The 24,621-nt window shown below is 68.5% G+C and carries 31 protein-coding genes; 17 read left to right on the top strand and 14 right to left on the bottom strand.

The genetic code is table 11. From position 1 onward, the window contains the following. The first annotated feature begins 2 nt into the window (after positions 1-2). The 4 genes from H7I57_RS22895 (at position 3) to H7I57_RS22880 (ending at position 3,321) form a co-directional block, all read left to right on the top strand. Positions 3-1,460: an aminotransferase class I/II-fold pyridoxal phosphate-dependent enzyme gene (locus H7I57_RS22895; RefSeq protein WP_264026282.1), complete on the top strand. Its 1,458-nt coding sequence runs from the start codon at positions 3-5 to the stop codon at positions 1,458-1,460. A 76-nt stretch (positions 1,461-1,536) separates the two neighbouring features. Continuing rightward, positions 1,537-2,553 carry a DNA topoisomerase IB gene (locus H7I57_RS22890; protein WP_264026280.1) on the top strand — a complete coding sequence of 339 codons (1,017 nt, stop codon included), beginning with the start codon at positions 1,537-1,539 and terminating at the stop codon, positions 2,551-2,553. 80 nt (positions 2,554-2,633) lie between these two features. Further along, positions 2,634-3,041: a phage holin family protein gene (locus tag H7I57_RS22885; protein WP_264026278.1), complete on the top strand. Its 408-nt coding sequence runs from the start codon at positions 2,634-2,636 to the stop codon at positions 3,039-3,041. Then, positions 3,028-3,321 carry a DUF3618 domain-containing protein gene (locus H7I57_RS22880; RefSeq protein ID WP_264026276.1) on the top strand — a complete coding sequence of 98 codons (294 nt, stop codon included), beginning with the start codon at positions 3,028-3,030 and terminating at the stop codon, positions 3,319-3,321. Before H7I57_RS22885 ends, H7I57_RS22880 begins: the two co-directional genes overlap by 14 nt. 21 nt (positions 3,322-3,342) lie before the next feature. Here H7I57_RS22880 and H7I57_RS22875 read toward each other — a convergent pair whose 3' ends face one another. Both H7I57_RS22875 and H7I57_RS22870 read right to left on the bottom strand, forming a co-directional pair. Beyond that, on the bottom strand, positions 3,343-3,882 hold the full coding sequence (locus H7I57_RS22875; RefSeq protein ID WP_264026274.1) for a cysteine hydrolase family protein: 540 nt from the start codon (positions 3,880-3,882) through the stop codon (positions 3,343-3,345). A gap of 16 nt (positions 3,883-3,898) precedes the next feature. Beyond that, positions 3,899-4,564 (bottom strand): UdgX family uracil-DNA binding protein, encoded by a 666-nt coding sequence (locus H7I57_RS22870; RefSeq protein WP_264026272.1) that lies wholly within the window; start codon positions 4,562-4,564, stop codon positions 3,899-3,901. A gap of 118 nt (positions 4,565-4,682) precedes the next feature. On the opposite strand from H7I57_RS22870, the gene H7I57_RS22865 reads away from it, so the two are divergent. Continuing rightward, positions 4,683-5,864, top strand: a complete 1,182-nt coding sequence (locus tag H7I57_RS22865; protein ID WP_264026270.1) for a zinc-dependent alcohol dehydrogenase — start codon at positions 4,683-4,685, stop codon at positions 5,862-5,864. 6 nt (positions 5,865-5,870) lie between these two features. Here the strand turns inward: H7I57_RS22865 and phoU are convergent, their stop codons facing one another. After that, positions 5,871-6,527: a phosphate signaling complex protein PhoU gene (gene phoU / locus H7I57_RS22860; RefSeq protein ID WP_264026268.1), complete on the bottom strand. Its 657-nt coding sequence runs from the start codon at positions 6,525-6,527 to the stop codon at positions 5,871-5,873. A gap of 126 nt (positions 6,528-6,653) precedes the next feature. On the opposite strand from phoU, the gene H7I57_RS22855 reads away from it, so the two are divergent. Continuing rightward, positions 6,654-6,911, top strand: a complete 258-nt coding sequence (locus tag H7I57_RS22855; protein ID WP_264026267.1) for a DUF7218 family protein — start codon at positions 6,654-6,656, stop codon at positions 6,909-6,911. 172 nt (positions 6,912-7,083) lie between these two features. Here the strand turns inward: H7I57_RS22855 and H7I57_RS22850 are convergent, their stop codons facing one another. Further along, entirely contained in the window at positions 7,084-7,632 is a 549-nt protein-coding gene (locus tag H7I57_RS22850; protein WP_264026265.1) for a nucleotidyltransferase, read from the bottom strand. Positions 7,633-7,681: 49 nt separating this feature from the next. Between H7I57_RS22850 and H7I57_RS22845 the strand changes: the two genes are divergently transcribed. Together H7I57_RS22845 and H7I57_RS22840 are read left to right on the top strand one after the other, a co-directional pair. Beyond that, the gene (locus H7I57_RS22845) at positions 7,682-8,449 is read left to right on the top strand and encodes an endonuclease/exonuclease/phosphatase family protein (RefSeq protein WP_264026263.1); all 768 of its coding nucleotides are present in this window, start codon (positions 7,682-7,684) and stop codon (positions 8,447-8,449) included. A 116-nt stretch (positions 8,450-8,565) separates the two neighbouring features. Beyond that, on the top strand, positions 8,566-9,279 hold the full coding sequence (locus H7I57_RS22840; RefSeq protein ID WP_264026262.1) for a cutinase family protein: 714 nt from the start codon (positions 8,566-8,568) through the stop codon (positions 9,277-9,279). A gap of 31 nt (positions 9,280-9,310) precedes the next feature. Here the strand turns inward: H7I57_RS22840 and H7I57_RS22835 are convergent, their stop codons facing one another. Next, complete coding sequence (locus tag H7I57_RS22835; protein WP_264026261.1) at positions 9,311-9,565, bottom strand: metallothionein; 255 nt, start codon at positions 9,563-9,565, stop codon at positions 9,311-9,313. Positions 9,566-9,664: 99 nt separating this feature from the next. Between H7I57_RS22835 and H7I57_RS22830 the strand changes: the two genes are divergently transcribed. Continuing rightward, entirely contained in the window at positions 9,665-10,168 is a 504-nt protein-coding gene (locus H7I57_RS22830) for a MarR family winged helix-turn-helix transcriptional regulator (RefSeq protein ID WP_264026260.1), read from the top strand. Positions 10,169-10,180: 12 nt separating this feature from the next. Then, positions 10,181-10,600, top strand: coding sequence for a DUF5313 domain-containing protein (locus H7I57_RS22825; protein WP_264026259.1), 420 nt, complete (start codon positions 10,181-10,183; stop codon positions 10,598-10,600). 10 nt (positions 10,601-10,610) lie between these two features. Here H7I57_RS22825 and H7I57_RS22820 read toward each other — a convergent pair whose 3' ends face one another. Continuing rightward, on the bottom strand, positions 10,611-11,831 hold the full coding sequence (locus H7I57_RS22820) for a mechanosensitive ion channel family protein (RefSeq protein ID WP_264026257.1): 1,221 nt from the start codon (positions 11,829-11,831) through the stop codon (positions 10,611-10,613). Positions 11,832-12,018: 187 nt separating this feature from the next. Here H7I57_RS22820 and H7I57_RS22815 point away from each other — a divergent pair, with 187 nt between their 5' ends. Continuing rightward, positions 12,019-12,636, top strand: coding sequence for a DUF3159 domain-containing protein (locus H7I57_RS22815; RefSeq protein WP_264026255.1), 618 nt, complete (start codon positions 12,019-12,021; stop codon positions 12,634-12,636). A gap of 348 nt (positions 12,637-12,984) precedes the next feature. Here the strand turns inward: H7I57_RS22815 and H7I57_RS22810 are convergent, their stop codons facing one another. Continuing rightward, the gene (locus tag H7I57_RS22810; protein ID WP_264026253.1) at positions 12,985-14,154 is read right to left on the bottom strand and encodes an MFS transporter; all 1,170 of its coding nucleotides are present in this window, start codon (positions 14,152-14,154) and stop codon (positions 12,985-12,987) included. A 315-nt stretch (positions 14,155-14,469) separates the two neighbouring features. On the opposite strand from H7I57_RS22810, the gene H7I57_RS22805 reads away from it, so the two are divergent. From H7I57_RS22805 to H7I57_RS22795, 3 genes are all read left to right on the top strand, one after another. Beyond that, positions 14,470-14,706, top strand: coding sequence for a hypothetical protein (locus H7I57_RS22805; protein ID WP_264026252.1), 237 nt, complete (start codon positions 14,470-14,472; stop codon positions 14,704-14,706). Positions 14,707-14,914: 208 nt separating this feature from the next. Then, positions 14,915-15,607 carry a HemK2/MTQ2 family protein methyltransferase gene (locus tag H7I57_RS22800; RefSeq protein ID WP_264026251.1) on the top strand — a complete coding sequence of 231 codons (693 nt, stop codon included), beginning with the start codon at positions 14,915-14,917 and terminating at the stop codon, positions 15,605-15,607. A 44-nt stretch (positions 15,608-15,651) separates the two neighbouring features. After that, positions 15,652-15,837 carry a CDGSH iron-sulfur domain-containing protein gene (locus tag H7I57_RS22795; RefSeq protein WP_275081594.1) on the top strand — a complete coding sequence of 62 codons (186 nt, stop codon included), beginning with the start codon at positions 15,652-15,654 and terminating at the stop codon, positions 15,835-15,837. On the opposite strand, the gene H7I57_RS22790 is transcribed toward H7I57_RS22795, so the two are convergent. Further along, positions 15,814-16,824 (bottom strand): iron-containing redox enzyme family protein, encoded by a 1,011-nt coding sequence (locus H7I57_RS22790; protein ID WP_264026246.1) that lies wholly within the window; start codon positions 16,822-16,824, stop codon positions 15,814-15,816. The genes H7I57_RS22795 and H7I57_RS22790 overlap by 24 nt on opposite strands. Positions 16,825-17,064: 240 nt before the next feature. Between H7I57_RS22790 and H7I57_RS22785 the strand changes: the two genes are divergently transcribed. Both H7I57_RS22785 and H7I57_RS22780 read left to right on the top strand, forming a co-directional pair. Then, entirely contained in the window at positions 17,065-18,018 is a 954-nt protein-coding gene (locus tag H7I57_RS22785; protein ID WP_372510331.1) for a coiled-coil domain-containing protein, read from the top strand. Positions 18,019-18,128: 110 nt separating this feature from the next. Next, positions 18,129-18,836: a ZIP family metal transporter gene (locus H7I57_RS22780; protein WP_264026242.1), complete on the top strand. Its 708-nt coding sequence runs from the start codon at positions 18,129-18,131 to the stop codon at positions 18,834-18,836. Here the strand turns inward: H7I57_RS22780 and H7I57_RS22775 are convergent. The 5 genes from H7I57_RS22775 to H7I57_RS22755 all read right to left on the bottom strand — a co-directional run bounded on the left by H7I57_RS22775 (position 18,818) and on the right by H7I57_RS22755 (position 22,354). Then, positions 18,818-19,483, bottom strand: a complete 666-nt coding sequence (locus H7I57_RS22775) for an MOSC domain-containing protein (protein WP_264026241.1) — start codon at positions 19,481-19,483, stop codon at positions 18,818-18,820. The two genes, H7I57_RS22780 and H7I57_RS22775, sit on opposite strands and share 19 nt — an antisense overlap. Positions 19,484-19,495: 12 nt before the next feature. Then, complete coding sequence (locus H7I57_RS22770; protein ID WP_264026240.1) at positions 19,496-19,897, bottom strand: DUF2237 family protein; 402 nt, start codon at positions 19,895-19,897, stop codon at positions 19,496-19,498. Positions 19,898-19,942: 45 nt separating this feature from the next. After that, positions 19,943-20,974 (bottom strand): CobW family GTP-binding protein, encoded by a 1,032-nt coding sequence (locus tag H7I57_RS22765; protein ID WP_264026238.1) that lies wholly within the window; start codon positions 20,972-20,974, stop codon positions 19,943-19,945. A 14-nt stretch (positions 20,975-20,988) separates the two neighbouring features. Continuing rightward, complete coding sequence (locus H7I57_RS22760) at positions 20,989-21,768, bottom strand: SDR family NAD(P)-dependent oxidoreductase (protein ID WP_264026237.1); 780 nt, start codon at positions 21,766-21,768, stop codon at positions 20,989-20,991. A gap of 148 nt (positions 21,769-21,916) precedes the next feature. Continuing rightward, the gene (locus H7I57_RS22755; RefSeq protein WP_264026236.1) at positions 21,917-22,354 is read right to left on the bottom strand and encodes a hypothetical protein; all 438 of its coding nucleotides are present in this window, start codon (positions 22,352-22,354) and stop codon (positions 21,917-21,919) included. Between the two features lie 104 nt (positions 22,355-22,458). On the opposite strand from H7I57_RS22755, the gene H7I57_RS22750 reads away from it, so the two are divergent. Then, the gene (locus H7I57_RS22750; RefSeq protein WP_264026235.1) at positions 22,459-23,106 is read left to right on the top strand and encodes a hypothetical protein; all 648 of its coding nucleotides are present in this window, start codon (positions 22,459-22,461) and stop codon (positions 23,104-23,106) included. Here H7I57_RS22750 and H7I57_RS22745 read toward each other — a convergent pair whose 3' ends face one another. Continuing rightward, on the bottom strand, positions 23,107-24,492 hold the full coding sequence (locus H7I57_RS22745; protein ID WP_264026233.1) for an aspartate aminotransferase family protein: 1,386 nt from the start codon (positions 24,490-24,492) through the stop codon (positions 23,107-23,109). Positions 24,493-24,621: the final 129 nt, after the last annotated feature.

The raw sequence follows: 24,621 nt of genomic DNA, 5'->3' as shown, positions 1-24,621 counted from the left end.
AAATGGAGCAATCAGACGCACCACTGCTCGACGCGCTGCTCGACTACCGGGCATCCGGTCGTTACGGCTTCACCCCGCCCGGCCATCGGCAGGGCCGGGGAGTGGACGACAGGGTGTTGAAGGTCCTGGGTCGTGAGCCGTTCCTTGACGATCTGCTCGCCAACGGGGGACTGGACGACCGCCGCAGCAGCAACGGATACCTCAGCCGAGCCGAAGACCTGATGGCCCAAGCCGTCCGAGCCGACCATGCGTGGTTCTCGACGTGCGGGAGTTCGTTGTCGGTCAAGGCGGCGATGATGGCGGTCGCCGGCGGCGACGGCAGTCTTCTGGTCGCCCGCGACAGCCACAAGTCGATCGTCGCGGGCCTCATCTTCTCGGGTGTCCAGCCGCGGTGGATCACCCCGCGCTGGGATGCCCGGCGCCACTTCTCGCACCCGCCTTCCCCCGCCGAGGTCGAGGCGGCCTGGGCTGAACATCCCGACGCCGCCGGCGCGCTCATCGTCAGCCCGAGCCCGTACGGGACGTGCGCCGACATCGACGGCATCGCCGAGGTCTGCCACGCTCGCGGCAAGCCGCTGATCATCGATGAGGCTTGGGGTGCGCACCTGCCGTTTCACCAAGAGCTCCCGACATGGGCGATGGACGCCGGCGCGGACCTCTGTGTGGTCAGCGTGCACAAGATGGGGGCCGGCTTCGAGCAGGGCTCGGTGTTCCACCTGCAGGGTGACCTCGTCGACAACGACCGACTGTCGGAGTGTGCGGACTTGTTGATGACGACGAGCCCCAGCGTCCTCGTGTACGCGGCGATGGATGGCTGGCGTCGGCAGATGGTGGAGCGTGGCCACGAATTACTCAGCCGGGCAATCGATTTGGCACACCAAGTTCGTACCGCTGTGAAAGCGATCCCTGACATCGAGGTCCTCGACGACGAGTTGCTCGGCGTGCAGGCTTCCCACGACCTCGACCCCTTGCAGGTGCTCATCGACGTGTCAGGCACCGGCGCGTCGGGATATCAAGCCGCTGACTGGTTGCGCAGCAACCGCCACATCGATGTGGGGATGAGCGATCACCGGCGGATACTGGCAACACTGTCGTTCGCCGACGACGCAGCCAGCACCGACAGGCTGCTCCACTCGCTGCGGGCATGGCGCGAAGCGGTCGATCGTTCGGAGCCGGCGCCGAAGATCGCACTGCCGTCGCCGGCCGAGTTGCAGCTGGAGTCGGTGATGTCGCCGCGGGATGCGTTCTTCGGCGCTGTGGAGACGGTGCCCACCGCAGACGCCGACGGGCGCATCGCGGCCGAGCAGGTCACTCCGTACCCGCCGGGAATCCCCGCCGTGGTACCCGGAGAACTGCTCAACTCGGAGGTGCTCGACTACCTGTGCAGCGGTGTGCGAGCCGGTATGAACCTGCCGGACCCCGCCGACCCCACCATGGCGACGATCCGTGTCGTGGCGTAGGACGAGAAGTGTAACCGCGGATTCCTGCGGGTAATCCCGGCGCCACAAGCGGTGTCCAGCGAAACCCGGAGGCGGCGTGCGGTTGCGGCGCAGTGCACTAGACAGGCCCGGCATCACGCGGATGCGCAGGGGTAAAGGTTTCGCGTACTACGACGTCGACGGCGAGTTGCTGACCGATGAGAAAACGCTGCAGCGAATCAAGGACCTGGTCATTCCACCCGCGTGGAGAAAGGTCTGGATCAGCCCGCATCCCAACGGCCACATCCAGGCCGTCGGCACCGACGTCGCGGGACGGCGCCAGTACCTGTATCACCAGGCGTGGCATGAGGAACGCGCCGAGGAGAAGTTCGATCGCGTGCTCGACCTGTCGCTGCAGCTGCCGGAGTGGCGCAGCCGGATCGCCGAAGACCTCGCCGGCCGGGGTCTGCGGCGGGATCGGGTGCTGGCGCTGGCGCTGCATCTGCTCGACCGGGGCTACTTCCGCGCCGGAGGCGAGCAGTACGCCGAGGAGAACGAGTCCTACGGCCTGGCGACCTTGCAGTGCGAGCACGTGACCCTGCGCAACGGGTCGGTGCTGTTCGACTATCCGGCCAAGAGCGGTGTGCGCAGGACCCTGGAGGTGGAGGACACAAGGGTGGTGCGCGCGGTTCGGTCGCTACTTCGCCGTACCGACCGCACCGAGCGACTCCTGGTGTGCCGAACAGCTTCCGGGTGGGTGGACATCCGCGCCGACGACCTGAACGCACGGTTCAAGGAACTGGTCGGCGACGAGTACAGCGTCAAGGATCTGCGCACCTGGCACGGCACGGTGCTCGCCGCGGAAGCATTCGTCGACGCCGACCCGCCGGTCACGGAGAAGGTGGTCAAGCGCGTCGAGTCCGCGGTGATGAAAGAGGTGGCGGAGGGCCTGGGCAACACGCCGGCCGTCGCGCGTGGCTCCTACGTCGACCCCAGGGTGGTCAGGGGTTACGAGCAGGGGCTGACCATCGACGCCGCGGTGCGCCGCGCCGCACGCACCCGCAAACCCGACAACGCCCAGGCGATTCTGGAGAAAGCGACCCGAACGTTGATCCGCAAGGTCGCCAAGAGCTGAGAGCAGGTTTCGCCGGGCGCGCTGTGGGGCACTGCGTTGTTAGCGCAGGACAAACTTGAGCAGCGCAGGAAGGTCGCGTCATGACCACTCAACCGCCCACCAGTGAAGCGTCGCTTCCCCAGCTTCTGGGTCAGCTCTCGGAGCAGACCTCGCGGTTGGTGCGCGACGAACTGAAACTGGCCCAGAAGGAATTCCAGAGGTCGGTCCGCCATGCCGGCATCGGCGCGGGACTGATCAGCGTCGCCGGACTGCTCGCGGTGCTCGGTCTGATGTCGGTGATCGCCGCGGCCGTTGCGGCGCTTTCACTGGTCCTGCCGGTCTGGGCCGCCGCGCTGATCGTCGCCGTCGTGCTGTTCGCCGGCGCCGGGGTGGCGGCGTTGATCAGCCGCAAACAGGTCGAACAGGTATCCCCGCCGACCGCAGAGTCGGTCGACAGCGTCAAGCTCGACCTCGAGGAGATCAAGGAGGCCCGCCATGGCCAGCGCTGACAGTCTGCCCCCGGAGCCGGGACCCGACGCGGACATCGACGAACTGCAGGCGGACATCGAGAAGACCCGCGCCGAACTCGGTGAGACCGTCGGGGCGTTGTCCGACAAGTTGGACGTCAAGACACGCGCGCACGACAAAGCCGCCGAAACCAAGGAGGCTGTTGTCCAGCGGGCGCACACGGCAACCGAGAGCGCGAAGTCGAATCCTGCTGTGCCCGCAGGTGTCGTGGTGGCGGTGGTTGCCGCTATCGGGTTGCTGTGGTGGTGGCGCCGCCGCTGAGCAGCGCCACGTGTGCCGCCGTCATTTCAGGCAACTCGCGGCATCCACGAGGCGGGCGCCCATGTTGCTCTCCATCATCCGCAGCGCCGCCTCGCCCAGCTCGGCATCGATGTGCGCCACCGCATCCCGGGGGACGATGACGTCGAAGTGCCGGATGTAGGCGTCCAGCGCGGTGTAGAGGATGCACTGCTCGGTGACCTGCCCGGTGAGAACCACATTCTGGATCTCCAGCCTGCCCAGCAGGTAGTCCAGCGGTGTCGCGTAGAACGCGCTGTGTCGGACCTTGGTCAAGAAGCGGCAGGACGGGGTCGGCGCCAGCGGTTTGACCAGATCGGGCCGCTCTCCGTCCAGCGCGCTCTGCACGATATCGCTGGGCTGCGCCGTGAAATCCCCGTAGTTGTCGTTGACGTAGATGAGGTCGACGTCGTCGCGCTCACGCGCTTGCGCGACGAGCCTGCCGAGCGGGTCGATGATCTCGGCGACGTTGGGTATCAACTTGTCCGCGTCGGGGTGCCGGTAGGCGTTCATCATGTCGACGACGAGAAAAGCGGTGTCTGCCATGGCGAAAAGGTACCTCCTACACCCGGGTGGCTTGGATGTCGAGGGCCTGAGCTGCGCAGCGCAGATCGGAGACGAGGGCGGCGAACGCCGCCTCCCGCCGATCGGCCGGCCCACGCAGCACCGCCGAGGGATGGGCGGTGGCGACGACCAGGGGGCGGGCGCGAAGCCGCGCCAGACCGCTGTCGTCCGGGAGCTCGAGAACCTCACCGCGGTGGGCAGTGAGCCGGAAGCCGTTGCCCATCAGTGACTTTGCGGCGGTCGCTCCGAGCAGGACGACGACCTCGGGGCGAACGGCGTCGAGCTCGGCGAGCAACCACGGTCGGCAGGAGACCACCTCGGTTCGGCTGGGAGTCTTGTGGATTCGGCGTTTGCCGGCGCCCTCGCGGGTGAACTTGAAATGTTTGACGGCGTTCGTCAGGTAAACGGTGCCCCGGTCGACCGCCGCTGACTCCAACGCCTTGTCCAACAGCCGTCCGGCCGGACCGACGAACGGCCGCCCCGCGATATCCTCCCGGTCACCAGGCTGCTCACCGACCAACGCAATCCGCGCCGCCGTGGGCCCGGTGCCGAACACCACCTGCGTCGCATCTCGGTAGAGGTCGCATCCCTGACAGCGCTGCGCGGCGTCGGCCAACGTGCCGAGCCTGCGCGTCTCGGGGACGAACTCCTGGGCTCCGGTCATTCCCGGCGAATTTCCCCCGCCGGCGCCGGCCAAACCTCCGGGGTTTGGCCGCCGCGACCGCGGGTAGTCGAACGCACTGAAGCGCTGATCCACGGCGCTGACTTGCCGGGAGGACCCAATGAAGGCAGTGACTTGGCACGGTAGGCGCGATGTGCGCGTCGAGACGGTGCCCGACCCGAAGATCGAGGAACCCACCGACGCGATCATCGAGGTCACCTCGACCAATATCTGCGGATCCGACCTGCACCTGTACGAGGTGCTGGGCCCTTTCATGAACGAAGGCGACATCCTCGGGCACGAGCCGATGGGGATCGTGCGCGAGGTCGGCACCGGAGTGGGTGACCTGGCCGTCGGCGACCGCGTGGTCATCCCGTTCCAAATCTCTTGCGGCAGTTGCTTCATGTGTGACAAGCAGCTGTACACACAGTGTGAGACGACCCAGGTGCGCGACCAGGGGATGGGGGCGGCGCTCTTCGGCTTCTCCGAGCTGTACGGGTCGGTGCCCGGCGGCCAGGCGGAACTGCTGCGCGTGCCGCAGGCGCAGTTCACCCACATCAAGGTCCCGCTGGGGCCGCCGGACTCGAGGTTCGTCTACCTGTCCGACGTGCTGCCGACGGCGTGGCAGTCGGTCGTGTACGCCGACATCCCCGACGGCGGATCGGTGACCGTGCTCGGCCTCGGGCCGATCGGCGACATGGCGGCCCGCATCGCCACGCATCTGGGTTACGACGTGATCGCCGTGGACCTGGTGCCCGAGCGGCTGGCGCGTGCCAGTGCCCGCGGGATCCGAACCGTGAACCTCGACACGCTGGACACCTCCGTCGGTGACGCGATCCGAGACCTCACCGGTGGCCGCGGCACCGACTCGGTCATCGACGCGGTGGGAATGGAGGCGCACGGGTCGCGCGTCGCACAGATCGCGCAGCGGGTCACCGGCCTGTTGCCCGACGCTGTAGCGAAAAAGATGATGCAGACCGCTGGTGTGGATCGTCTCGACGCGCTGTATTCGGCGATCGACGTCGTCCGGCGTGGCGGCACGATCTCCCTGATCGGGGTGTACGGCGGGATGGCCGACCCGATGCCCCTCCTGACGCTGTTCGACAAGCAGGTCACGGTGCGGATGGGGCAGGCCAACGTGAAGCGATGGGTCGACGACATCATGCCGTTGCTGACCGATGAGGACCCGCTCGGCGTGGACACCTTCGCAACCCACACGCTCGGCCTCGATCAGGCGCCCCACGCCTACGAAATCTTCCAGAAGAAACAGGACGGTGCGGTGAAGGTCGTGCTCAAACCCTGAGCCGTCTTACGCCCCGAGATTGCGCGCGGTGTCGCCGGTGCTGCGAAACAACACCCGCGCGGCGATGGCCACCGCGTGATCGGCGAACCGCTCGTAGAACCTGCCCAGCAGCACGAGGTCGATCGCGGCGGGAACGCCGTGGCTCCACTGCGGTGACATCACCGTGCCGAACAACCGGCGGTGCATGTCGTTCATGGCTTCGTCGTCATCGCGAATCCGGCTCGCCCGCACCGGATCTCCGTCGACGATCACCGAGGCTGCGTCGTCGGCCAGATCGACCGCGAGACTGCCCATCTCGGCGAACTGGCCGACCACCTCGTCGGGCAACACCGGGGCGGGATGCCGCCGCCGGACGATCCGGGCGACGTGAGCGGCGAGCCCACCCATCCGGTCGGCGTCGGAGCTGATGTGGACGGCCGCCACCACCACCCGCAGGTCGCTGGCCACGGGTGCTTGACGCGCCAGCACCGTCAGCGCCGTATAGTCCACCTTCTTGCGCAGGCGGGCCAGCGCATCCAGATCGGTCAGGACCCGCTCCGCGGCGTCCAGGTCGACGGTGAGCAGGCCGAGCGTCGCGCACTGCATGGCTTCGCCCGCCAACTCGCACATGCGGGCGAGGTCGGCGTTGAGCGCATCCAGCTGCTGGTGGAACTCGGTACGCACTTTCCACTCCTCTCCGCGGAGGGGCAGTACCCCACGACCCCGTCCTGTAAGCATGCCGCGTTTCGGTGCGCGGGTGGTCGGGCATTCTCTGCGAACCCACGTTATGAGTACACGGGAGGTGTGACGATGCCCAATTCTTCGATCAAGAACGAGAAGCTGTACGAGGACCTGCGCAAGGAAGGCAACTCGAAGGAGAAGGCGGCGCGTATCGCCAACGCTGCCGCGGCGCGGGGAAAATCAGCCGTCGGCAAGAAGGGCGGAAAGTCCGGTAGCTACGACGACTGGACGGTGGCGGATCTGAAGAAGCGCGCCAAGGAACTCGGAATCTCCGGCTACTCGGGTCTGACGAAGTCCAAGCTCGTCGCCAAACTGCGTAACCACTGACCGGTCACCCCGTCGACACCGGCGCAAGTCGCCTGCCGCGTGGCGGCCGTCACGGTACGGCCGGCCACGTCGATGCCGCCCACCACAGCGTCGGCCTCTTGTAGGGCTGCGCAGAGTCCGCGGTCGGGGTGCGCACCGGAAATGCCGGTTGTCGCCGCGGTGACACCGGTCCTCAGCCGGTGATGCTCAGCCGGTCGGCCAGCACCAGAAACGCGACGGCGAAGTCGCTGTCGGCAGTGGCGGCCCGCACCTGCTCCCAGTCGACGCGCTCACGCACCGCCCGCACCGCGGGCAGCAGCGAGGCGAAGTCGCAGTGATGCTCGCCGAGGGCACGCAACTTCTGGATCAACACCGTCGTCGGGGGCAGTACCGGGATCCTGATCGCCAACACGTCGTGGTCTTCGGCCACGGCCAGGGCTTCCGCGTCCACCGCCACACCGTTGACCCGGTGCAGCACGTCGACGACCACCTCGCCGACGTGCGCCTTGAACAGCCAGTCCTCCGGGGTGCGCTCGATGTCGAAGCCGGCCTCGGCCAGCGTTGTCGCGGCGGCCTCCGCGTCGGCCTCGGCGACCACGAAGTCGACGTCGTGAACCGGCTCCGGCGCGCCGAACACCCAGAGGGCGAAGCTGCCTGCCAGGGCGAACCGCGGCCCGCCTTCCTTGAGAGCCGAGGCCGCGGTCTTCAGCGCGCTGCGCAGCTGTTCGTCACGGGGCAGCATCGGCGCGCTCCTTGCTATCAGCGGCACTTTCTGTGGGTAACTGATACGCGTGCGCATCGCGACGTTCAACATCCTGCACGGCAGAACCGTGGCAGACGACGCTGTGGATCTCAACCGGTTGCGGGCGGGTGTGCGTGACCTCGACCCCGATGTGCTCGCGCTGCAGGAGGTCGACCTCGAGCAGGATCGGTCGGGGTTCGCCGACCTGACCGCGGTGGCGGCCGAGGCGATGGGTGCGGTCGCGCATCGATTCGTCGCGGCCATCTCCGGCACGCCGGGCGCCACCTGGATGGCGGCCACCGGCGAGGAGCTGCCGGGCACGGCCGCCTACGGGATCGCGTTGTTGTCCCGGTTCCCCGCGACGAGCTGGCAGGTGGTCCGGCTGCCCAGGATCCCGACGCGCTTTCCCATGTACCTGCCCGGACCCAACCGGGTGATGGTCGTCGACGAGGAACCCAGGGCTGCGGTGATCGCGCAGCTGGACACCCCGTTCGGCCCGCTGTCGGTCGCGAACACGCATCTGTCCTTCGTGCCCGGGTGGAACCGGCGTCAACTGCGGCGGTTGTCCAAGGATCTGCGCGGACTGCCCGGACCCCATGTGCTGATGGGTGACCTCAACCTGCCCCCCGGGCCCGCGGCGAGATGGTCGCGGATGCGCGCCCTGGCTAGCGCGGCGACGTTCCCCGCCGAGACACCGCAGCGCCAGCTCGACCACATCCTGACCGACCACCCCGGCCTGCGCGGGCGCGGAGTCACCGCGCCGGTTGCGCCACTTTCCGATCATCGTCCCCTGGTCGTCGAAATCCACGCTCCTTGACGGGCAGTACCCGCAACAGTGGGACCCGACGCGCGCGGCCGTTTGGTCAGCGAACTTCGGGGTATTGCTCGACTGGCGCCGTCGGAGGTTGTGCGCCTGCGGAAAGAGGAGTCTTCATGACAGGTCGACGAAAGATTCGCGGCGGATACCCGTTGGCGCTGGCCGCCGTCCTCGGTGCGTGGGCAGCGTTCATCGGTGTGGTTGCCCCGCCGGTTGCGGCACAGCCCTGCCCGGACGTCGAGGTGGTGTTCGCGCGCGGCACCGGCGAGCCTCCCGGCGTCGGCGGCATCGGACAGGCTTTCGTCGACGCGGTGCGCGCGCAGGCCGCACCCCGATCGGTGGGCGTCTACGCGGTGAACTACCCGGCCGGCGACAACTTCGCCGACCGGATCGGGTTCGCCTCGACGGTCGTCGACGGGATCCGTGACGAGGGCAACCACATCCAGGCGATGGCCGCCAACTGCCCCGACACCCGATTGGTGCTCGGCGGCTACTCCCAGGGCGCCGTTGTGTCCGGCTTCGTGACCTCTGCAGAGGTGCCTCCGGGTGTGCCCGTCGAGTCGGTGCCTGCGCCGCTGCCGCCCGCGGTGGCCGACAAGGTCGCCGCAGTCGTGCTCTTCGCCACCCCGTCCGAGGAGTTCCTGCGCCAGTTCGGTGCGCCCGCGATCAACATCGGACCGCTGTACGCCCCGAAGACGCTGCAACTGTGCGATGCCGGTGACTCGATCTGTTCCGGCGTCGCCGGCGGCGGGCCGAACATCGCGCATGCGCTCTACGCGGTCAACGGCGCGGTCAACGAGGGCGCTGCCTTCGCCGTCGGTCGGCTCTGAGCCGTCGGCCGCCTGTGGCCGGCGGCCCGGTTCAGCCGCCTGCGGGTACCGGATAGCGGTCGTTGACGTCGGCGTTGGTGTCCTTGCGGGCGCAGTGCGCGCAGCAGAAGATCCCCTCGTCGGTCTCGATGCCGTGGCCCAGGATGCGGCAGCCGCAGTGTCCGCATTCCGGAGCGAGTTGCGCGGCAGCGCATTCCACGCTGTCGAACGTCGCCGACCGTCCGTCCGGCCAGCTGACGGTGAAAGCCTTGTCGTAGTCGTTCCCGCACGTATCGCAGATCGCCATGTTTCCTCCTCGTTCGACTCGCAGGTCGTGTTCCCGCGTCGGACGACGGCAAACGTGAGGCGTTGGATAGGGCACTATCTATTCGCGTACGATGAAGTGGTGTCCGCGCCCGCCGACCTCGAGGTCGATCCACTCGCCCTGCAACGGCAGGTGTGTTTCGCACTCGCGGTCACCAACAGGGCCGTCCTGGCGGTGTACCGGCCGCTGCTCGAGCCGCTCGGTCTGACCCACCCGCAGTACCTGGTGATGCTCGCGCTGTGGGACCACCAGAAGACGCATCCCGGCGCGCGCTCGCCGCTGTCGGTCAAACAGATCGCCACCGTGCTGCAACTGGACTCGGCGACGCTGTCGCCGATGCTGAAGCGCCTGGAAGCACTGGGGTTGATCAGCCGTAGCCGAAGCGCCGCCGACGAACGCTCGACCGAGGTCGAGCTTACCGAGGAGGGCACTGCGCTGCGGGACCGCGCGCTCTCGGTCCCCGACGCCGTCGTGGCCCGCCTCGGTGTGGACCTCGCCGAGCTGGAGGAACTGCACCGGGTACTGAGCAGCATCAACGCCGCGGCGCTCGCCGCAGGCGCACTCCGACAACCCACCGAAGACTGACAGGGAGCCATCGTGGCCACGGACCAACCGTCGTTTCTGCAGAGGATCGCCTATTCCTACGGGCGTCGCCTCCCGTCCTCGATGCGCAACTGGGTGGCCGAGGACCTCGCCGGTCAGGGTGCGGTGCGCAGGCACATGATCAGGATGGCGATTCCGCCGCTGGTGGTCCTCGCGCCCCTGTGGTTGTTGCCCGCGTCGCTGTACGTGCACCTGGAGATGACCGTGCCGATCTATTGCTGGGCACTGCTGATGGCGCTCGCGCTCAACAAGGTGTGGCGCCGCCACCGGCTGGCGCAGCACGGGCTCGATCCCAACCTCGTGGACGTGATCAACCGCAAGAAGAAGGCGCACATCGACGAGGACTACATCCGCCGCTTCGGTCCGCGACCGGAGTCAGCCGAATGGCAGTCGAACAGCAATCCGTTCCACTGAACCCGGGTGCTCAGCCGCCGTCGTAGCGGACGCGGACCAGATCGCGATCCCGGTCGTCGGGTTGATCGAAGGCCCGGCCGCGGCGCTCGGCTTCAGGGGTGCCGCTGAACAAGCCGGAGTCGGCCTGGCGGTCCCTGCGGGGGGCGGCGCTGCTTCGGCTCGTGTCGTCGCGACCGCTCTGATGCTCGATCCGGCGGCGCGGCAGCGCGCCGGGGTGCTCGCGCTGCAGCCAGTTGACCATGCCCTCCCGCACATCGCACCGAAGGTCGAACAGCGCCCCGGCGTTGGGCGCACTGACGAGCATCCGCACCCGGACGTAGCCGTCCACCGCGTCGGTCACCTGCAGGACTCCGACACGCTCGTCCCACAGTGGGTTGGCGTGCAGCAGGCGGTCCAACTCGGCGCGCATCTCGTCGAACGGCACGGTGAAGTCCACGTCGAGCTCGGCGGTGCCGAGCAGCTCGGTGGCGTTGCGGGTCCAGTTCTGGAAGGGCGTCGTGGTGAAGTACGTGCAAGGCAGCACCAGACGGCGCTCGTCCCACAGATGGACGACGACGTAGGTCAGCGTGATCTCCTCGATGCGGCCCCACTCCTCCTCCAGCACGACGACGTCTCCGACGCGGATCGCGTCGGAGAACGCGATCTGGATGCCGGCGAACGCCGCGCCCAGCGACGTCTGGGCGGCCAGGCCGGCGACGACCGACAGCACACCGGCCGACGCGAACAACGTCTTGCCGATATCGCTGAACGACGGGAACGTCATCAATGCCGCCGCGCCGCCGAGCACGACCACAACGGCGATCACGAGCCGGCGCAAGGTGGTGACCTGCGTGCGGATCTTCCTGCGGTGCCGGTCGGCATCCGTCAGGCCGGCGTCGCCGCCGGCGAAGCGGTCGATCGCCCGGCGTTCGGCGACCATCACCAGACTGGCCAGCAGCCAGGTGATGGTGCCGACCAGTGCGATCACCAGCAGATGATCGAACCAGCCGCGCCAACTCGACTCGGGGTCGGCGACTCGGCGCACGGTCGCCGAGACCGCGATCACCACTAGTGTGGCGCGCACCGGCCGACGCGTGAGCTGCACGATGTCGCGCACGATGGCACTTCGCCGGCCCAGGCGCTGCACAGTCCAGGACAGTCCCAGCCCGATCGCGTAGGCGATGGCGACCGCACCGGCGACCCACGCGGCGATGGCGGCGAGGTGACTGGCGGGCTCGAAGAACTCCGGCAAGACGATGTCTGCTCCTTGATCGTGGGGAATGGGACGACTTCGGTGGCGACCCATGAAGCGTTCCCGGTGCGATTCGCCGGCCAAACGCCACGAGCCGCAGATCGAGGTATTGAGAGTGAACTCACACGGGGTGCGGCGGGCCGGCTCTTCGATGGCCGTTTCGGTGGTGGTCAGTAACCTGAACCACATGACCAACGCCGGTGCGCCGATCGACGGTCTGCTGGCCAGGGCGGGTGGAGTTCGCGGACTGGTGTACACCGCGCTGCCCGTCACCGTGTTCGCGCTCGTGTCCCCTGCGGCAGGGCTCGTTGCGGCGATCGTCGCGGCGTTGTCTGCGGCGGCCGCCGTCCTCGGTTGGAAACTGCTGCGACGGGAGTCCACCCGGCCGGCGGTGCTGGGCTTCGCCGGCGTCGGCGTGTGCGCCGCGTTCGCGTTGGTGACCGGTCAGGCGAAGAACTTCTATCTGCCGGGTATCTGGATGTACCTGGGGCTGGCGGTCGCGTTCACGATCTCCGTGCTGATCCGGCGACCGTTGGTCGGCGTGATCTGGGCCAGGATCACCGGACGCGACGACTCCTGGCGCCGGACACCGCGGGTGCGGCTCGCCTTCGACATCGTCACGGCCACGATGGCGGTGGTGTCCTGGTCGCGCTTCCTCGTGCAGTACTACCTGTACGACACCGACCAGGAGGGGCTGCTCGCGGCCGCACGGATCGCGATGGGATGGCCGGTGTTCGCGGTCACTTCGTCGCTGATCTACCTCGCCATCCGCACGGCGGTGCGCGCGCTTCCCCGCACGACCTGAGCTGACGGGAACGGGCGCGAAACCCGGGGTTTGGCGGACTCCTGCGCTTGATGTGTGGTGAGGAGATCGGTCCACTCAGCCGCGGAGTACTCGAAAGGCGTGGGGTAGGCGAGACTGCCACCAGACAAGGGCGTTTTGGAGTCGAACAAGGCACTAATGGGAGTAACTCTTTCTCGCAGCGAACACAAGAAATGCCACTTGGCTCGAAGATGTGCGGGCAGGTTAGCCCCGCTGAACTCGGCCAAACCTCGGTGCGACAAAGGACGCCTGGCGATAGCTGGGAGTCCGACGACTGGCAGCGATGTCCGCCGGAAGCGACGGTGTTCGAGAGGCGCTGACGGTCGTGTGTCACAGTCTGTTCTCTGCGCGGGCCCCCCGTCCCGACAACCCATAAAGGATCAGCGCGATCGCAGTGAGCAGCGCCGCCGCGGCGGTGAGGGCGAGCAGCGTCCCCAGCCCTAGACCAGGGATCACCGCACCGGCGAGGGCCGGCGCTGCGACCGAGCTCACGGCTCCCACAACCAGGCAGCTCGTGAACGCCGCACCTGCGCGGTCGGGCACCAGCTCCGCGGTCCATACGGCGAGCACCGCCGACCCGGTCATGTACCCCACGCCGAAGATGCACGCTGAGGCCGCCGTCGCCGCCAGTGAGCTCCCGGCCAGCCCGAGGAGCGCTGACGCCGCAGCCAACGCCACGAGGCACAGCGCCGCGACCCGGAGGCTGCACAGTCGCCTCGCGGCAGCCCCCGTCGCCACGCCTACCACGCCGGTGACGCCGATGGTCGCGTACAGCACTGGGACGGCGGCCGGCGGGAGGTCGCCGCGGTCGAGCACGTCCGCTGCGTAGGTGAAGTAGATGACGACGACCGCGAAGTACACCACGGAGTAGCCGGCCGGGACCCGCAGCGCTTTCGCGAGCGACGGGGCACGACGTGGTCCGTCCGGGAGTGGAGCCAGCTTGGTTCGCGGCACCAGGCGGACGTTCACGACGGCGGCGGCCACAGCTGCAAAGGCGATGCCGCCCCAGACCAGCCGCCAGGAACCCAGCGCGGCGAGGATCGCCAAGCCACCCAGAACCACCAGCCCGCCGCTGGTGCCGGTTGTGATGACGGCTAACGCTTTGGGCTGCTGCCGCAGCGACACCGTCCGCGTCACGATGTCGGAGTAGGGCGCCCACACCCAGCCGCCCGCGCCACCGGCCAAGACAGCACCCGCGGCTAGCAACCAGGGGGATTGCGCGACCGTCACGATCACCGCCCCCAGAGCGCCGCAGGCCCCACCGACTGTCGTCGGAGCGCGCGAGCCGCGGCGAGCGGCGAGCGGGCCGGCGAGTAGCAGACCGGCCAGGTAGCCGGCGAACGTGGCGCTGGCGACAAGGCCGAGCACCAGCTCGGACAGCGCCAACTCCTGCCGGATGCCCGGCAGCGTCAGACCGTAGGCGTAACGGGCCATGCCGAACGCGACCCCGACCACCGCCGCTCCAGCCAGGCTAACCCGGCCGCCCGCGGAGAGCGTCATGGATGCCCTCCTCCTGCGGCGCGCAACGGCGCGGTTGGAGCGCCTGCGCGGCTCCGTCCTCGACTTCCGCAAACTGACGACTTCCGCAAACTGACGACTTCCGCAATGGCCGACTACACCGCCAGTGTCCCGCGCCTCGAGAACGTGGCTTCAGGACTCGGCTGCACTCTGGATCGCGATCAGCACCCCAAACGCCAGGAACGCGACCGCCAACGGGGGGCGGCTACAGCTGAACTCGTACGGAGGATATACCGGTACCTCAGACGCGCCGGGGCGGCCTACGTAGTGCGGCGACGTAAGAGGAGGCGAGTACCCGTGCCTGCAGAATCCAGCCCTGCCGAGGAGTTGGCCGGGACGTTCGCCCGAATGTCGGGACTGCTGCTCACCGACCAAACGCTCGAGCCCGCACCGAACACCATCACATCGCCGGCGGCCGACACGATCGCGGGCAGCATGGGATCTGGCGTCAGCATGTTCGATCCCGGTGGTGAAAGGACCGGTGGCCGTCGTGGTCTCGTCGGGCCTATGAATTGGGAATGCGTTCCGTTTTGAGCACGCCGCTGACCTCGAGGTAGGCGAAGGTGCGGTCCTCACCGACCTGCGCGGCGGCCGCCGGGGTTTTCAGAGGATTGACGACTGATGGCCCGGGTGGTGCGTGCGCTCGGGAATAGACCCACACGGTGGTTTGGGTCGCGACGAACGGGGCATTTAGGAGAAGCAACGCTGTGCCCGCGCCGGGCCGTTCTCACAGGGAGATGACGTGACCACCGCTTACACGGACTTTGATGCGCCCGAGGTGCCGGTGGGGATCTATCCACCACAAGAAGATTCGCACCTGCTCATAGCCGCCATGAAGCAGTCCGGTTTGGTGCCGGGCGCACGTGTCGCAGATCTGTGCACGGGCAGCGGCGTGGTGGCGGTGGCGGCGGCCGCCGCGGGCGCGGCCGAGGTGTCCGCGTTCGACATCTGCTCGCGAGCGGTGCGGCACGCCCGCACGAGCGCGCTCACCGAGGGCGTCAGCGTGCAGGTGCACCGCGGGTCGTGGTCGCGGGCGGTGGAATACGGGCCGTTCGACCTCGTGGTCGCCAACCCTCCGTATGTGCCGCAGGCGCCGATCGACGACAGCAGCGCCATTCCCGCCACGGCCGGCCCGGCGCAGGCGTGGAACGCCGGTTCCGACGGCCGAACAGTGCTCGACCCGCTGTGCGCCGCCGTGCCGTTACTGGTCGACGAAGGAGGCACCCTGCTGGTGGTCCAATCGGAGTGCTCGAACATCATCAAGACGCTGTCGGCGTTGCGCGCCCACGGTATGCACGCCGAAGTCGTTGCCCAGCAGTTCATCCCATTCGGTCCGGTGATGTCGGCGCGTGCGCAGTGGTTGACCCGGGCGGGCTTGTTGCCTGCGGGACGGCGCGAGGAGCGGCTTGTCGTGATCCGGGCAGACGCCCCGTGACCGACGAGCCGCGCCTGGTCCGGGTCGTCCCGGGCGGCCCGGTGATGGTCGAGGGCCCGGTGCGCATCGAGATGCCCGACGGGAAAATCGTCGAGTCCGACCGCTTCATGGTCGCGATCTGCGCCTGCCGGCGGTCCAAGACCTACCCGCTGTGCGACACCAGCCACCGCCGCCGCCAACGCGGCGACAACGCAACCGACCAGGGTTCAGTCCAGGGGGTTGCGCAGTGACGAACGGCCTTCCCGCCAGCACGTCATGAGGTGATCGGCCAAGCGGTCCTCCACCACCGCGAACGCCCGGATCCCGAACACCACGTCGCGGTCGAGTTGCGGCTCGCGGGCGACGAGATCGCCGACCACATCGGTGCGGACCACCTGTTCGTGAACGGCGTCGGCCTCGACGTGCTCGAGGTAGAAATCGCGGCACGGTGCCGGAGCCCCGAGGCGCTCCAGCGCCTGCGCCATCCGGCGCGACCCCGGAGGGGAGGTGACCTCGGTGGCCGCGAAATGTCCCACCGAAGACCCGCGAAGCCGCCGGTGCAGCCCGAACAGCGACATCAGATTCACCACAATGAGGGACTCGGCGGGCACATCGGGCAGGTACCTGAGATAGGACGAGTCCAGGTCGGCCGCGGCCATCAGGTCTGCGAACAGCTGCTGATGGAGTCGGGCACCCTTCCCGCCGCCGAACTCGTCGAACTCCACGGCCACGAACGACGCCTTGGCCTGACCGGTGAGACGCGGAATGGTCCAGGCGTGCGGGTCACCCTCCTTGAGGTGATAGAGGGAACGGTGGGCGAAGTACTCGCGCATCTGTTCCCACGAGCCCTCATCGCGCAGGTAGTACGACGGCCCGGCGCCGTCGACGGGTTCGACGCACAACTGGTCCAGCTCGGCGGCGGCGGTCGCTCCGTCCTCGATTTCACCGACATCGGCACGAACCGCGTTCAGGAACAACTCCTCGAGCCGGCCGCGGAGGTGCAGCAGGCCCGCATTCCATTCCCAGCCGGCGTCGACGTCGGCGAAACCGCGGTAGTGCAGCTCGTAGCAGAGGTACAGCGTGAGTTGCACGTCGAGTCCGTAGGGATCGGCGTCGACGAGGGAGGTCACGACCCTCGACAGGTGGTGGTGGGGAGCGCGCTCGGTCAGCAGGTCGATGACGGACAGCGAGATCGGCCCGCGAGGTTCGGGCAGCAGCGGTTGCACCAAGGTCGGCATCACGACGGGTAAGTACCCCGCTGCATCCCCGCCAAACCGGCTGGACCGGGGGTGAGTCGCGCGTACCCGGAGCCGCCCCGATGTATGCGCATCGATGGGTTTCTCACATCTGCGATATCGCGCTATCAACCGCGGCCGGACGGGTAACCGAAGAGCAGGCGCCGCCATGCGCTGACCGAAACTCTCCAAACAGATAAGGGGTGAACCACCAATATGGCATCACCAGTTACATCGACCACAATGATCACTTCGACCCTGATCACCCAGCTGCGCAGCCTGCTCGACCTCACGCACACCGAGATCCAGGTGGCGGAGACGCGCGTCGCGCAGGCCCGCGCCGACGCGGTACGCACCGAACTCCAGCGCAACGCGGACAACGGGCGCATCCGCGCGGAGGCGCTCGAGAAGGCGATCCGCGACCTCGGGGGTTACCCCGACGTGATCGGCCCGTTCCTCGGGCGCGCCGCTGCCGCTGTGAAGGCGCTGACCGAGCAGGCCGAGCCGTTCGACGAGGCACTGCTGGGTGACCTCGCGCTCGAGGGCCAGCTTCTGGACCGGGCCCGCTACGTCAAGGCGCTCGCCGTTGCCGGCAAGCACAAGGACGTCGAGGACCTCGCGACCCGCCTGATCACCGCGCACTCGGCGACGGTGGAATGGCTGACCACGGTTCTGGCCGAGGACGCCCTCGGCGGTCCCGCCGCACTGCGGCGCACCCCGCTGCAGGCCGCCGCCGGGCTGGCCGTCAAGTTCGTCAATCTGCCGTTGACGTGGTCGACGCGCCGCGCCGAGCGTGCCGCCGAGGCCATCCGGTCGGTCAGGCCGGCCGTCAGCGATCTCGTCGACCGCGGTGCACGCACCGGCGACATCGCCGCCAAGACGCTGACCGGCGCGCGTAACTCGGCGCTGGAAGCCGCGGAGCGGATCGCTCGGGAGCAGGGCGCCGACCAGGCTGCCGACGCGATCCACGCCGCGCGTGGCGCCGGCGGCATCCTCGGTGAGGGCGAGCTGCCCATCGCCGACTACGACGAGCTCAACGTCAATGAGGCCGCCACCGCCGTCAAGGATCTGACCGATCCGGCGGACATCCGGGTGATCGTGGCGTACGAGGAAGCCAACAAGAACCGCGCTCGCGTGGTGTCTGCGGCGCAGACTCGTCTGGCCGCGATCGCACAGGACGTGGTCGGTATCAGCTGACATCAGCCGAAACCGTCTGTTCCACACCGAGCCGGCGCGGGGTCATCCCCGCGCCGGCTTCGGCGTGCACTGGCGGGACGGTGCCGGTCTTCTCTGACAGGGTGTGAGCCATGTTGACCGCGACGCTGTACGGCCTGGCGGCATCGAGCGCGCTGGTCGTCGGCGCCGGCATCGGTGCCCGCTGGAGCCCGCCCGCGCAGGTGACCCGGGTGCTGCTCGCGTTCGCCAGCGGTGCGCTCATCTCGGCGCTGGCGTTCGAGTTGTTCGAGGACTCCTTCAAGATGGGCGGTCCGTTGCGGTCCGGCATCGGACTGCTCGCGGGGGCCGCAGCGTTCATCCTCATCGACTCCCTGCTGGAGCGACGAGTGCAGAAGTCCAACTCGACGAAGGCCAAAGGCGGTGTGGGACTGGCGCTTCTGGCCGCGGTCACCCTCGACGGCGTCCCCGAGAACCTCGCGCTCGGTGTCACCCTGGTCGGCGGCGCGTCGTTATCCCTGCTCGTCGCGATCTTCTTCTCCAACCTCCCCGAGGCATTGGTGGGCAGTGTCTCCATGCGCAAGGGCGGAATGAGCCCGCGCGCGGTGATGGCGACCTGGACGCTGTGTGCCGTGCTGTTGGCCGCCGCGGTGGTGGCGGGCCGGCTCGCCGCCGGCGGCCTGCGACCCGAGGTGGTGGCGCTCGCCCTGGCCTTCGCCGGCGGCGCGGTGCTCGCCTCGGTGGCCGACACCTTGATGCCCGAGGCGTTCGAACACGGTCAGCCGCTGAACGCGTTCGCCACCGCGGGCGGTTTCTTTCTGTCCTACGTGCTCTCGGCTTGAACGCTGCGGCGGGCGATCTGCTGCTTGATCTTCTCGGGCAGGGCATCGGCGACTGCCAGGGTGGGCAGCAGACCGGGCTCGAGCATCAGGGCGCGAAACACCGTCCCGACCGTCACCGAGTGGTCCGGCCGGGCGACGACCTCGATCCGATCGCCGGCACGCAGGGTCCCCGGCTCGATGACGCGGAAGTACGCGCCGGGTATCGCGGCGGCGGTGAACGTCTTGATCCAGCAGGGGATGTCCAGCCACCTCGAGAAGATCTTGCAGGGCGTCCGCGGGCTCGTGACCTCGAGCACCAGGCCGTCGGAGCCGACCGACCACCGCTCGCCGACGAGGCAGCCGGTCACGTCCACACCGGACGTCGTGAGGTTCTCCCCGAACATGCCGTTCGTCAGCTCGCGGCCCAGCTGGGTCTGCCAGTCGTCGAGATCCTCACGGGCGTAGGCGTATACGGCCTGGTCGTCGCCGCCGTGGTAGCGCGAGTTGCACACCGAGTCCCCGACGAGGCCGCTGCCGAGCCCGCCCTTGCGCGGACCCGGGGCACGCACCGTCAACGGTTCGTCGGTGGGCCGTTTGTCGATCCCGGTGCGCAGCTCACCGAGGTCGACGGGTATCACCACCGTGTTCACACTCAGGATTGAAGGCATACGAAAGGGTATCTACAGGCTTCCCGGGTCGTCGGGAACGTCCACCGCGTACTGCTTCAGGACCTCCAAGGACACGACGTCGAGTGTGCGGGCGTGCGTCGACGCCAACACCACGGGGCAGGCGTAACCGTCGTCGTGCGCCCGAAGCCAGTTCAGGGCGGTGACACACCAGCGATCACCGGGCACCAGGCCGGGGAACCGGTACGCGGGCATGGGTGTCGACAGGTCGTTGCCGGTCGACCGCTGGTGCTCGAGGAACTCCGTCGTCACCACCGCGCAGATCGTGTGCCTGCCGAGGTCCTCGTCACCGGTGCTGCAACACCCGTCCCGGTAGAAGCCGGTCATCGGTTCGGTCCCGCACGGTTGCAACGGTTCACCGAGAACGTTGAGTTCAGCGGTCGAGGGTTCAGCCATCGGGCCAGTATTACCGGTGGCGTGCGTCCGCGGGTGATGTCGCGATCAGATGCTCAGCCGCCGGTAGCGCTGCAGCCGCTTGATGCCCTTGGCGGGTGCCGCGCCGGTCAGCGGCGTGAGCGCGGTGTTCAGCCGCTCCCGAACGTCATCGGCGTCGATCCCCATCCCGATGGCTACCAGACCGTCGCCGGATGCGCCGGGCGGTGCGGCGGCGATGTGGATGGCCGGTCCGACGACGTTGACGACGTAGCGGCGCGTGGTGGCCCGGTAGCGCACTGCCACAGTGCCTTTCATCCGGTACACGCCCGACGGCGGGTGCTCCAGGAGATCGATCACGGCGTCGGGGTCCACGCAGCCCTCCCCGGCTGCGGTCACGGAATCGGCGTGGACGTGGTCGTGGTCATGGGCGTGGGGCGTAGCCGGTTCGGCGTCGAAGAACAGTTCGCGGAATGTCAGCTGGCCGGTCTCCTGGTCGGCGGCAGACGCGTCGTAGAGAAGTGCGGGGTCGATCCGGCCCGCGGTGGCGCCCACGACCTGTGCGTACGGGTTGCGCTCGCGGACCCTGTCCTCGATCCGCTGCAACGCGGCGGGCCGGTCGCTTTCCGGCACCTGGTCGAGCTTGTTGACGACGACGAGGGTGGCCGCACCGTAGCGTGCCGGCGGCGAGGCGTCCTTGTCGACGGTGTCGAAGTGGGTGGCGACGTCGAGCACGTCGACGACCCCGCCGGGGCGCACGTTGTCGACCCCGCTGAAGCGGATGATGCGGGAGATCGCGACCGGGTCGGCCAGACCGCTGGCCTCGACGATGATCGCGTCGAGCCGGAGCTTGGGGTCGGCGAGGCGGGCCAACGCGACGTCGAGTCCACCGTCGTCGGGCAGGCAGCAGATGCACCCGCCTGCGATCGACGCGGGCTCGTCCACCTGTCCGGTCACCAGGCCGGCATCGACATTGAGTTCTCCGAAATCGTTGATGACCACCCCGATTCGCGCCCCGGGGCTGCGCAGCACGTGGTTGAGCAGCGTGGTCTTGCCTGCTCCGAGGTACCCGGTCAGGGCGATGACGGGAATGGCCTGCACCCGGACTCCTCTGCTCAGCGGAAGCCGGCCGCCCCGCCGTCGACCATGATGGTCTGGGCGGTGACGAACGACGACTCGTCGGAGAGAAGGAAAGCGACCACGGGCCCGATGTCGGACGTCACGTCGCCGAGCCGCCCCATCGGAACGCCGCGGAGGGTGCGCTCGTACGTCTCGGGAGCCATCTCCCGCCACATCGTGATGCTCTCGGTCTCGGCGAACGGACACATGACGTTGACACGGATCCCGTGCCGGGCCCATTCCAGCGCAGCGACTTTCGAGATGCCCCTGATCGCCTCCTTGGCTCCCGCATAGGCGCCGAACGTCGGCTTGCCGATGGTGCCGGAGCCCGATCCGAGGTTGACGATGCTGCCGCCGCCATTGCCGATGAACACCGGGTACACCGCCTGCATCAGCTCGAACGTCGCTCGGGGACCCACGTCGAAGACCAGGTCGTAGTCGTCGCGGGTGATGTCCTGGAAGGGCTTGGGTTCGTTGGTGGCTATCGCGTTGTTGACCAGACCGTGCAGCCCCCCGAAAGCGTCGACCGCCGCACCGACGATGCGGGCCGCGCAGTCGCGCTCACGCAGGTCGGCGAGCAGCGGCACCGCGGAGCGCCCCGACGCCTGGAGTCGTCCGGCGGTCTCGGCGAGCACCGCCTCGTCGCGGTCGACCAGGAGCACCGACGCGCCGCGTTCGGTCAGCGCGGTCGCGATGCCCTTGCCGACACCGCGCGCCGCGCCGGTGACGATCACTGCCCTGCCGTCCAGCAGCGTCGCCGGAACCTGAGCGTCCATGCCGGTTACCGTAGCGACACCCGGTTTGTGACGGGCACCCCGGCGACCGACACGAGCCTGGTCACCGTCGCGGTCCCACCGCGGAGACGCCGAAGGCGGACCCGCTCGCTAGGAGCAGGCCCGGCCCTCAGGCACCTATCGGTTCAGGTCACGGAGCGGGGATGGATGCGCAGCCCAGACCGGGGATGCAACCGCTCGCCCCGCCGGGTCCCGCGGTTCCGCTGGGTCCGCCCGGAATGGCGCCGGTGGCACCCTCGGGCCCAGCGGCGCCGCTGACACCGCCGGGGTTGGTGCTGCCGCTGACCCCACCGGGGCCTGCCTCACCGGCCGGTCCGCCGGGGATGGCCCCTGCGGCGCCACCGGGTCCGGCGACACCACCGGGTCCACCGGGAATCGCACCTGCGGCGCCGTCCGGGCCCACGTAGCACGGGGTGCCGTCGGCGTTGACGCACGCCGGTGGCGGCGGGGGCGGCGGCGGGTTGGTGTTGAGCGGGCTCTGCGCGAACGTCAGCGGTGCGGTGGCGATGGCCGTCGCCGCAGCACCCGCAAAGAACAAGGATCCGAGGTTCAGTTTCTTGTTTCGCATGACTTAGCAGTTGCCACAGTCCCCGAAAATAAAACCACCCATGTTGGCGGGTGTTTCCCAAGTGGTCGATGAGGCTTGGGCGACAGGGGTGGCATCCTTGCCTGATGGGACTGCTCTTCCGCGTGGCCGAGCTGCTGCTGGTGCTCGTGCCGCTGGCCGGGGTGGGCTACGCCACGTTCCGCGCGATCGCCGCCGCACGGGGCCGGCAGGCGCGTGAGGTCCCGCCGGCCACCGAGGCGCGTCCCGCCGCGGCGGCGGCGGGCCGCCGCGCGATCACCCGCACGATCGAGGAGCACGACCGGACCGACACCCGATGGCTGGAGTACGAACTCGACGTCGGCAAGCTGCTCGACTACCCGCTGATGACCGATATGCGTGATCCGCTCACCGGGCGGTTCCATCGCGCCAAGTTGCGAGCGGACTTCTTGCGGCCCGCCGACGTGGCGGACCTGGTCGACGACCGCGACGCGACGCGCGATTACCTGGAGGCGGTCCAGGAGTACGTCACCGCGTTCGACGTCGCCGAAGCCGAAGCGATCAGGCGCAGGCGTACGGGCTTCTCCAGCGACGAGCAGGAGCGTCTCGTCCGCGCGCAGCGCCTGCTGCGTGTGTCGGCCGACACCGCCGCGACGGCCCAGGAACGCGAGCGCGCCTACCGGTTGGCGCGGCGCGAACTCGACGGTTTGGTCGTGCTGCCCGAACGCACCCGCGCCGCACTGGAGCGGGGCATCTCGGGCGAACTCGACGGCTGACTAGCCGCCGAGCGCCGCGTCAGCGACGTCCAGCGCACGATCCAGGATCGCCACGCCCTCGCGGGCCAGCTCCTCGGTGACGATGCACGGCGGCACCACGTGGATGCGGTTGTAATTGGCGAACGGCAGCAACCCGGACTTCTTGCACTCCGCGATCACCGAGTTCATCGCAGCGCTCGAACTGCCATACGGCGCAAGCGGTTCCCGGGTTTCCTGATCGGCGACCAACTCGACTGCCCAGAACACACCCGCGCCGCGGACCTCACCGACGCAGCGGTGCCGCGCCGCCATCTCCCGCAGCGCGGGACCGAGCACCTCGGCGCCGATGCGTGCGGCGTTCTCGACGATGCCCTCGTCGGCCATCGCGTTGATCGTGGCCACGGCTGCCGCGGTGGCGAGCGGGTGGCCCGAGTACGTCAGCCCGCCCGGGTAGGCCCGGTGGGCGAAGGTGTCCGCGATCGCGGGGCTGATCGCCACGCCGCCGAGCGGGACGTAGCCCGAGTTCACGCCCTTGGCGAAGGTCAGCAGATCCGGGGTGACGTCGAAATGATCGATGGAGAACCATTTTCCGCTGCGGCCGAAGCCCGCCATCACCTCGTCGGCGATGAAGATGATGCCGTACTCGTCGCACAGCGCGCGCACTCCGGCGATGTATCCGGGTGGCGGCACCATGATGCCCGCGGTGCCGGGGATGGACTCGAGGATGATCGCCGCGATCGTCGACGGTCCCTCCATCCGGATGAGGTCGTGCAGGTAGGACAGCGCACGCTCGCTCTCCTCGGCCTCGGTGGTGGCATGAAACTGCGACCGGTACAGGAAGGGGCCGAAGAAGTGGACGACGCCGGCGTTGCCGTGGTCGTTGGGCCAGCGTCGCGGATCGCCGGTGAGGTTGATCGCCGTCTCCGTGCCGCCGTGGTACGAGCGGTAGCGGGAGAGGACCTTGTAACGGCCGGTGTGCAGCCGGGCCATCCGCACCGCGTGCTCGACGGCGTCGGCGCCGCCGTTGGTGAAGAAGATCTTGTTCAGCTCGCCGGGTGTGCGCTCGGCGATCAACCGTGCGGCCTCGGAACGGGCGTCGTTGGCGTGCTGCGGCGCCACCGTGCACAGTTTCGCGGCCTGTTCGGCAATGGCGGCAACGACTTTCGGGTGCTGATGGCCGATGTTGGTGTTCACCAGCATCGACGAGAAGTCCAGCAGCTTGTTGCCGTCGCCGTCCCAGACGTGGCACCCCTCGGAGGCCACGATCGTCATCGGTGAGATGTCTTCCTGCGCGGACCATGAATGGAACACGTGGGCGCGATCGAGCTCATAGGTTCGCGCGGCTTCGGCGCGGGCGGCCTCCACGGTCAGGCCGTTGGGCAGCGTCGTTTCGTCGAGCACAGTCATGGAAGTCAAGACCTATCTAGTTGATGCCACGCGAGAGTACGAGTTGTGACGGGTTCTCCCGGTTGATGTGTCACAAACCGTACTCTCGCGGGCGCGGTTCAGGCGTTTTGGGGGAATCCGAGTTCGATG

The organism is Mycolicibacterium pyrenivorans, assembly GCF_025821625.1.
Classification (GTDB): Bacteria; Actinomycetota; Actinomycetes; order Mycobacteriales; family Mycobacteriaceae; genus Mycobacterium; species Mycobacterium pyrenivorans.
The sequence above is the reverse complement of the archived record's forward strand: the minus strand, read 5'-3'. Positions and strand labels throughout refer to the sequence as shown.

Bases quoted from the DNA above. Each gene is read 5' to 3' on its own strand.
- H7I57_RS22895 (WP_264026282.1), top strand. From the start codon at position 3: ATGGAGCAATCAGACGCACCACTGCTCGACGCGCTGCTCGACTACCGG.
- H7I57_RS22885 (WP_264026278.1), top strand. From the start codon at position 2,634: ATGACCACTCAACCGCCCACCAGTGAAGCGTCGCTTCCCCAGCTTCTG.
- H7I57_RS22880 (WP_264026276.1), top strand. From the start codon at position 3,028: ATGGCCAGCGCTGACAGTCTGCCCCCGGAGCCGGGACCCGACGCGGAC.
- H7I57_RS22875 (WP_264026274.1), bottom strand. From the start codon at position 3,882: ATGGCAGACACCGCTTTTCTCGTCGTCGACATGATGAACGCCTACCGG.
- H7I57_RS22870 (WP_264026272.1), bottom strand. From the start codon at position 4,564: ATGACCGGAGCCCAGGAGTTCGTCCCCGAGACGCGCAGGCTCGGCACG.
- H7I57_RS22865 (WP_264026270.1), top strand. From the start codon at position 4,683: ATGAAGGCAGTGACTTGGCACGGTAGGCGCGATGTGCGCGTCGAGACG.
- H7I57_RS22855 (WP_264026267.1), top strand. From the start codon at position 6,654: ATGCCCAATTCTTCGATCAAGAACGAGAAGCTGTACGAGGACCTGCGC.
- H7I57_RS22850 (WP_264026265.1), bottom strand. From the start codon at position 7,632: ATGCTGCCCCGTGACGAACAGCTGCGCAGCGCGCTGAAGACCGCGGCC.
- H7I57_RS22840 (WP_264026262.1), top strand. From the start codon at position 8,566: ATGACAGGTCGACGAAAGATTCGCGGCGGATACCCGTTGGCGCTGGCC.
- H7I57_RS22835 (WP_264026261.1), bottom strand. From the start codon at position 9,565: ATGGCGATCTGCGATACGTGCGGGAACGACTACGACAAGGCTTTCACC.
- H7I57_RS22815 (WP_264026255.1), top strand. From the start codon at position 12,019: ATGACCAACGCCGGTGCGCCGATCGACGGTCTGCTGGCCAGGGCGGGT.
- H7I57_RS22810 (WP_264026253.1), bottom strand. From the start codon at position 14,154: ATGACGCTCTCCGCGGGCGGCCGGGTTAGCCTGGCTGGAGCGGCGGTG.
- H7I57_RS22795 (WP_275081594.1), top strand. From the start codon at position 15,652: ATGGTCGAGGGCCCGGTGCGCATCGAGATGCCCGACGGGAAAATCGTC.
- H7I57_RS22790 (WP_264026246.1), bottom strand. From the start codon at position 16,824: ATGCCGACCTTGGTGCAACCGCTGCTGCCCGAACCTCGCGGGCCGATC.
- H7I57_RS22785 (WP_372510331.1), top strand. From the start codon at position 17,065: ATGATCACTTCGACCCTGATCACCCAGCTGCGCAGCCTGCTCGACCTC.
- H7I57_RS22780 (WP_264026242.1), top strand. From the start codon at position 18,129: ATGTTGACCGCGACGCTGTACGGCCTGGCGGCATCGAGCGCGCTGGTC.
- H7I57_RS22775 (WP_264026241.1), bottom strand. From the start codon at position 19,483: ATGCCTTCAATCCTGAGTGTGAACACGGTGGTGATACCCGTCGACCTC.
- H7I57_RS22770 (WP_264026240.1), bottom strand. From the start codon at position 19,897: ATGGCTGAACCCTCGACCGCTGAACTCAACGTTCTCGGTGAACCGTTG.
- H7I57_RS22760 (WP_264026237.1), bottom strand. From the start codon at position 21,768: ATGGACGCTCAGGTTCCGGCGACGCTGCTGGACGGCAGGGCAGTGATC.
- H7I57_RS22755 (WP_264026236.1), bottom strand. From the start codon at position 22,354: ATGCGAAACAAGAAACTGAACCTCGGATCCTTGTTCTTTGCGGGTGCT.
- H7I57_RS22750 (WP_264026235.1), top strand. From the start codon at position 22,459: ATGGGACTGCTCTTCCGCGTGGCCGAGCTGCTGCTGGTGCTCGTGCCG.
- H7I57_RS22745 (WP_264026233.1), bottom strand. From the start codon at position 24,492: ATGACTGTGCTCGACGAAACGACGCTGCCCAACGGCCTGACCGTGGAG.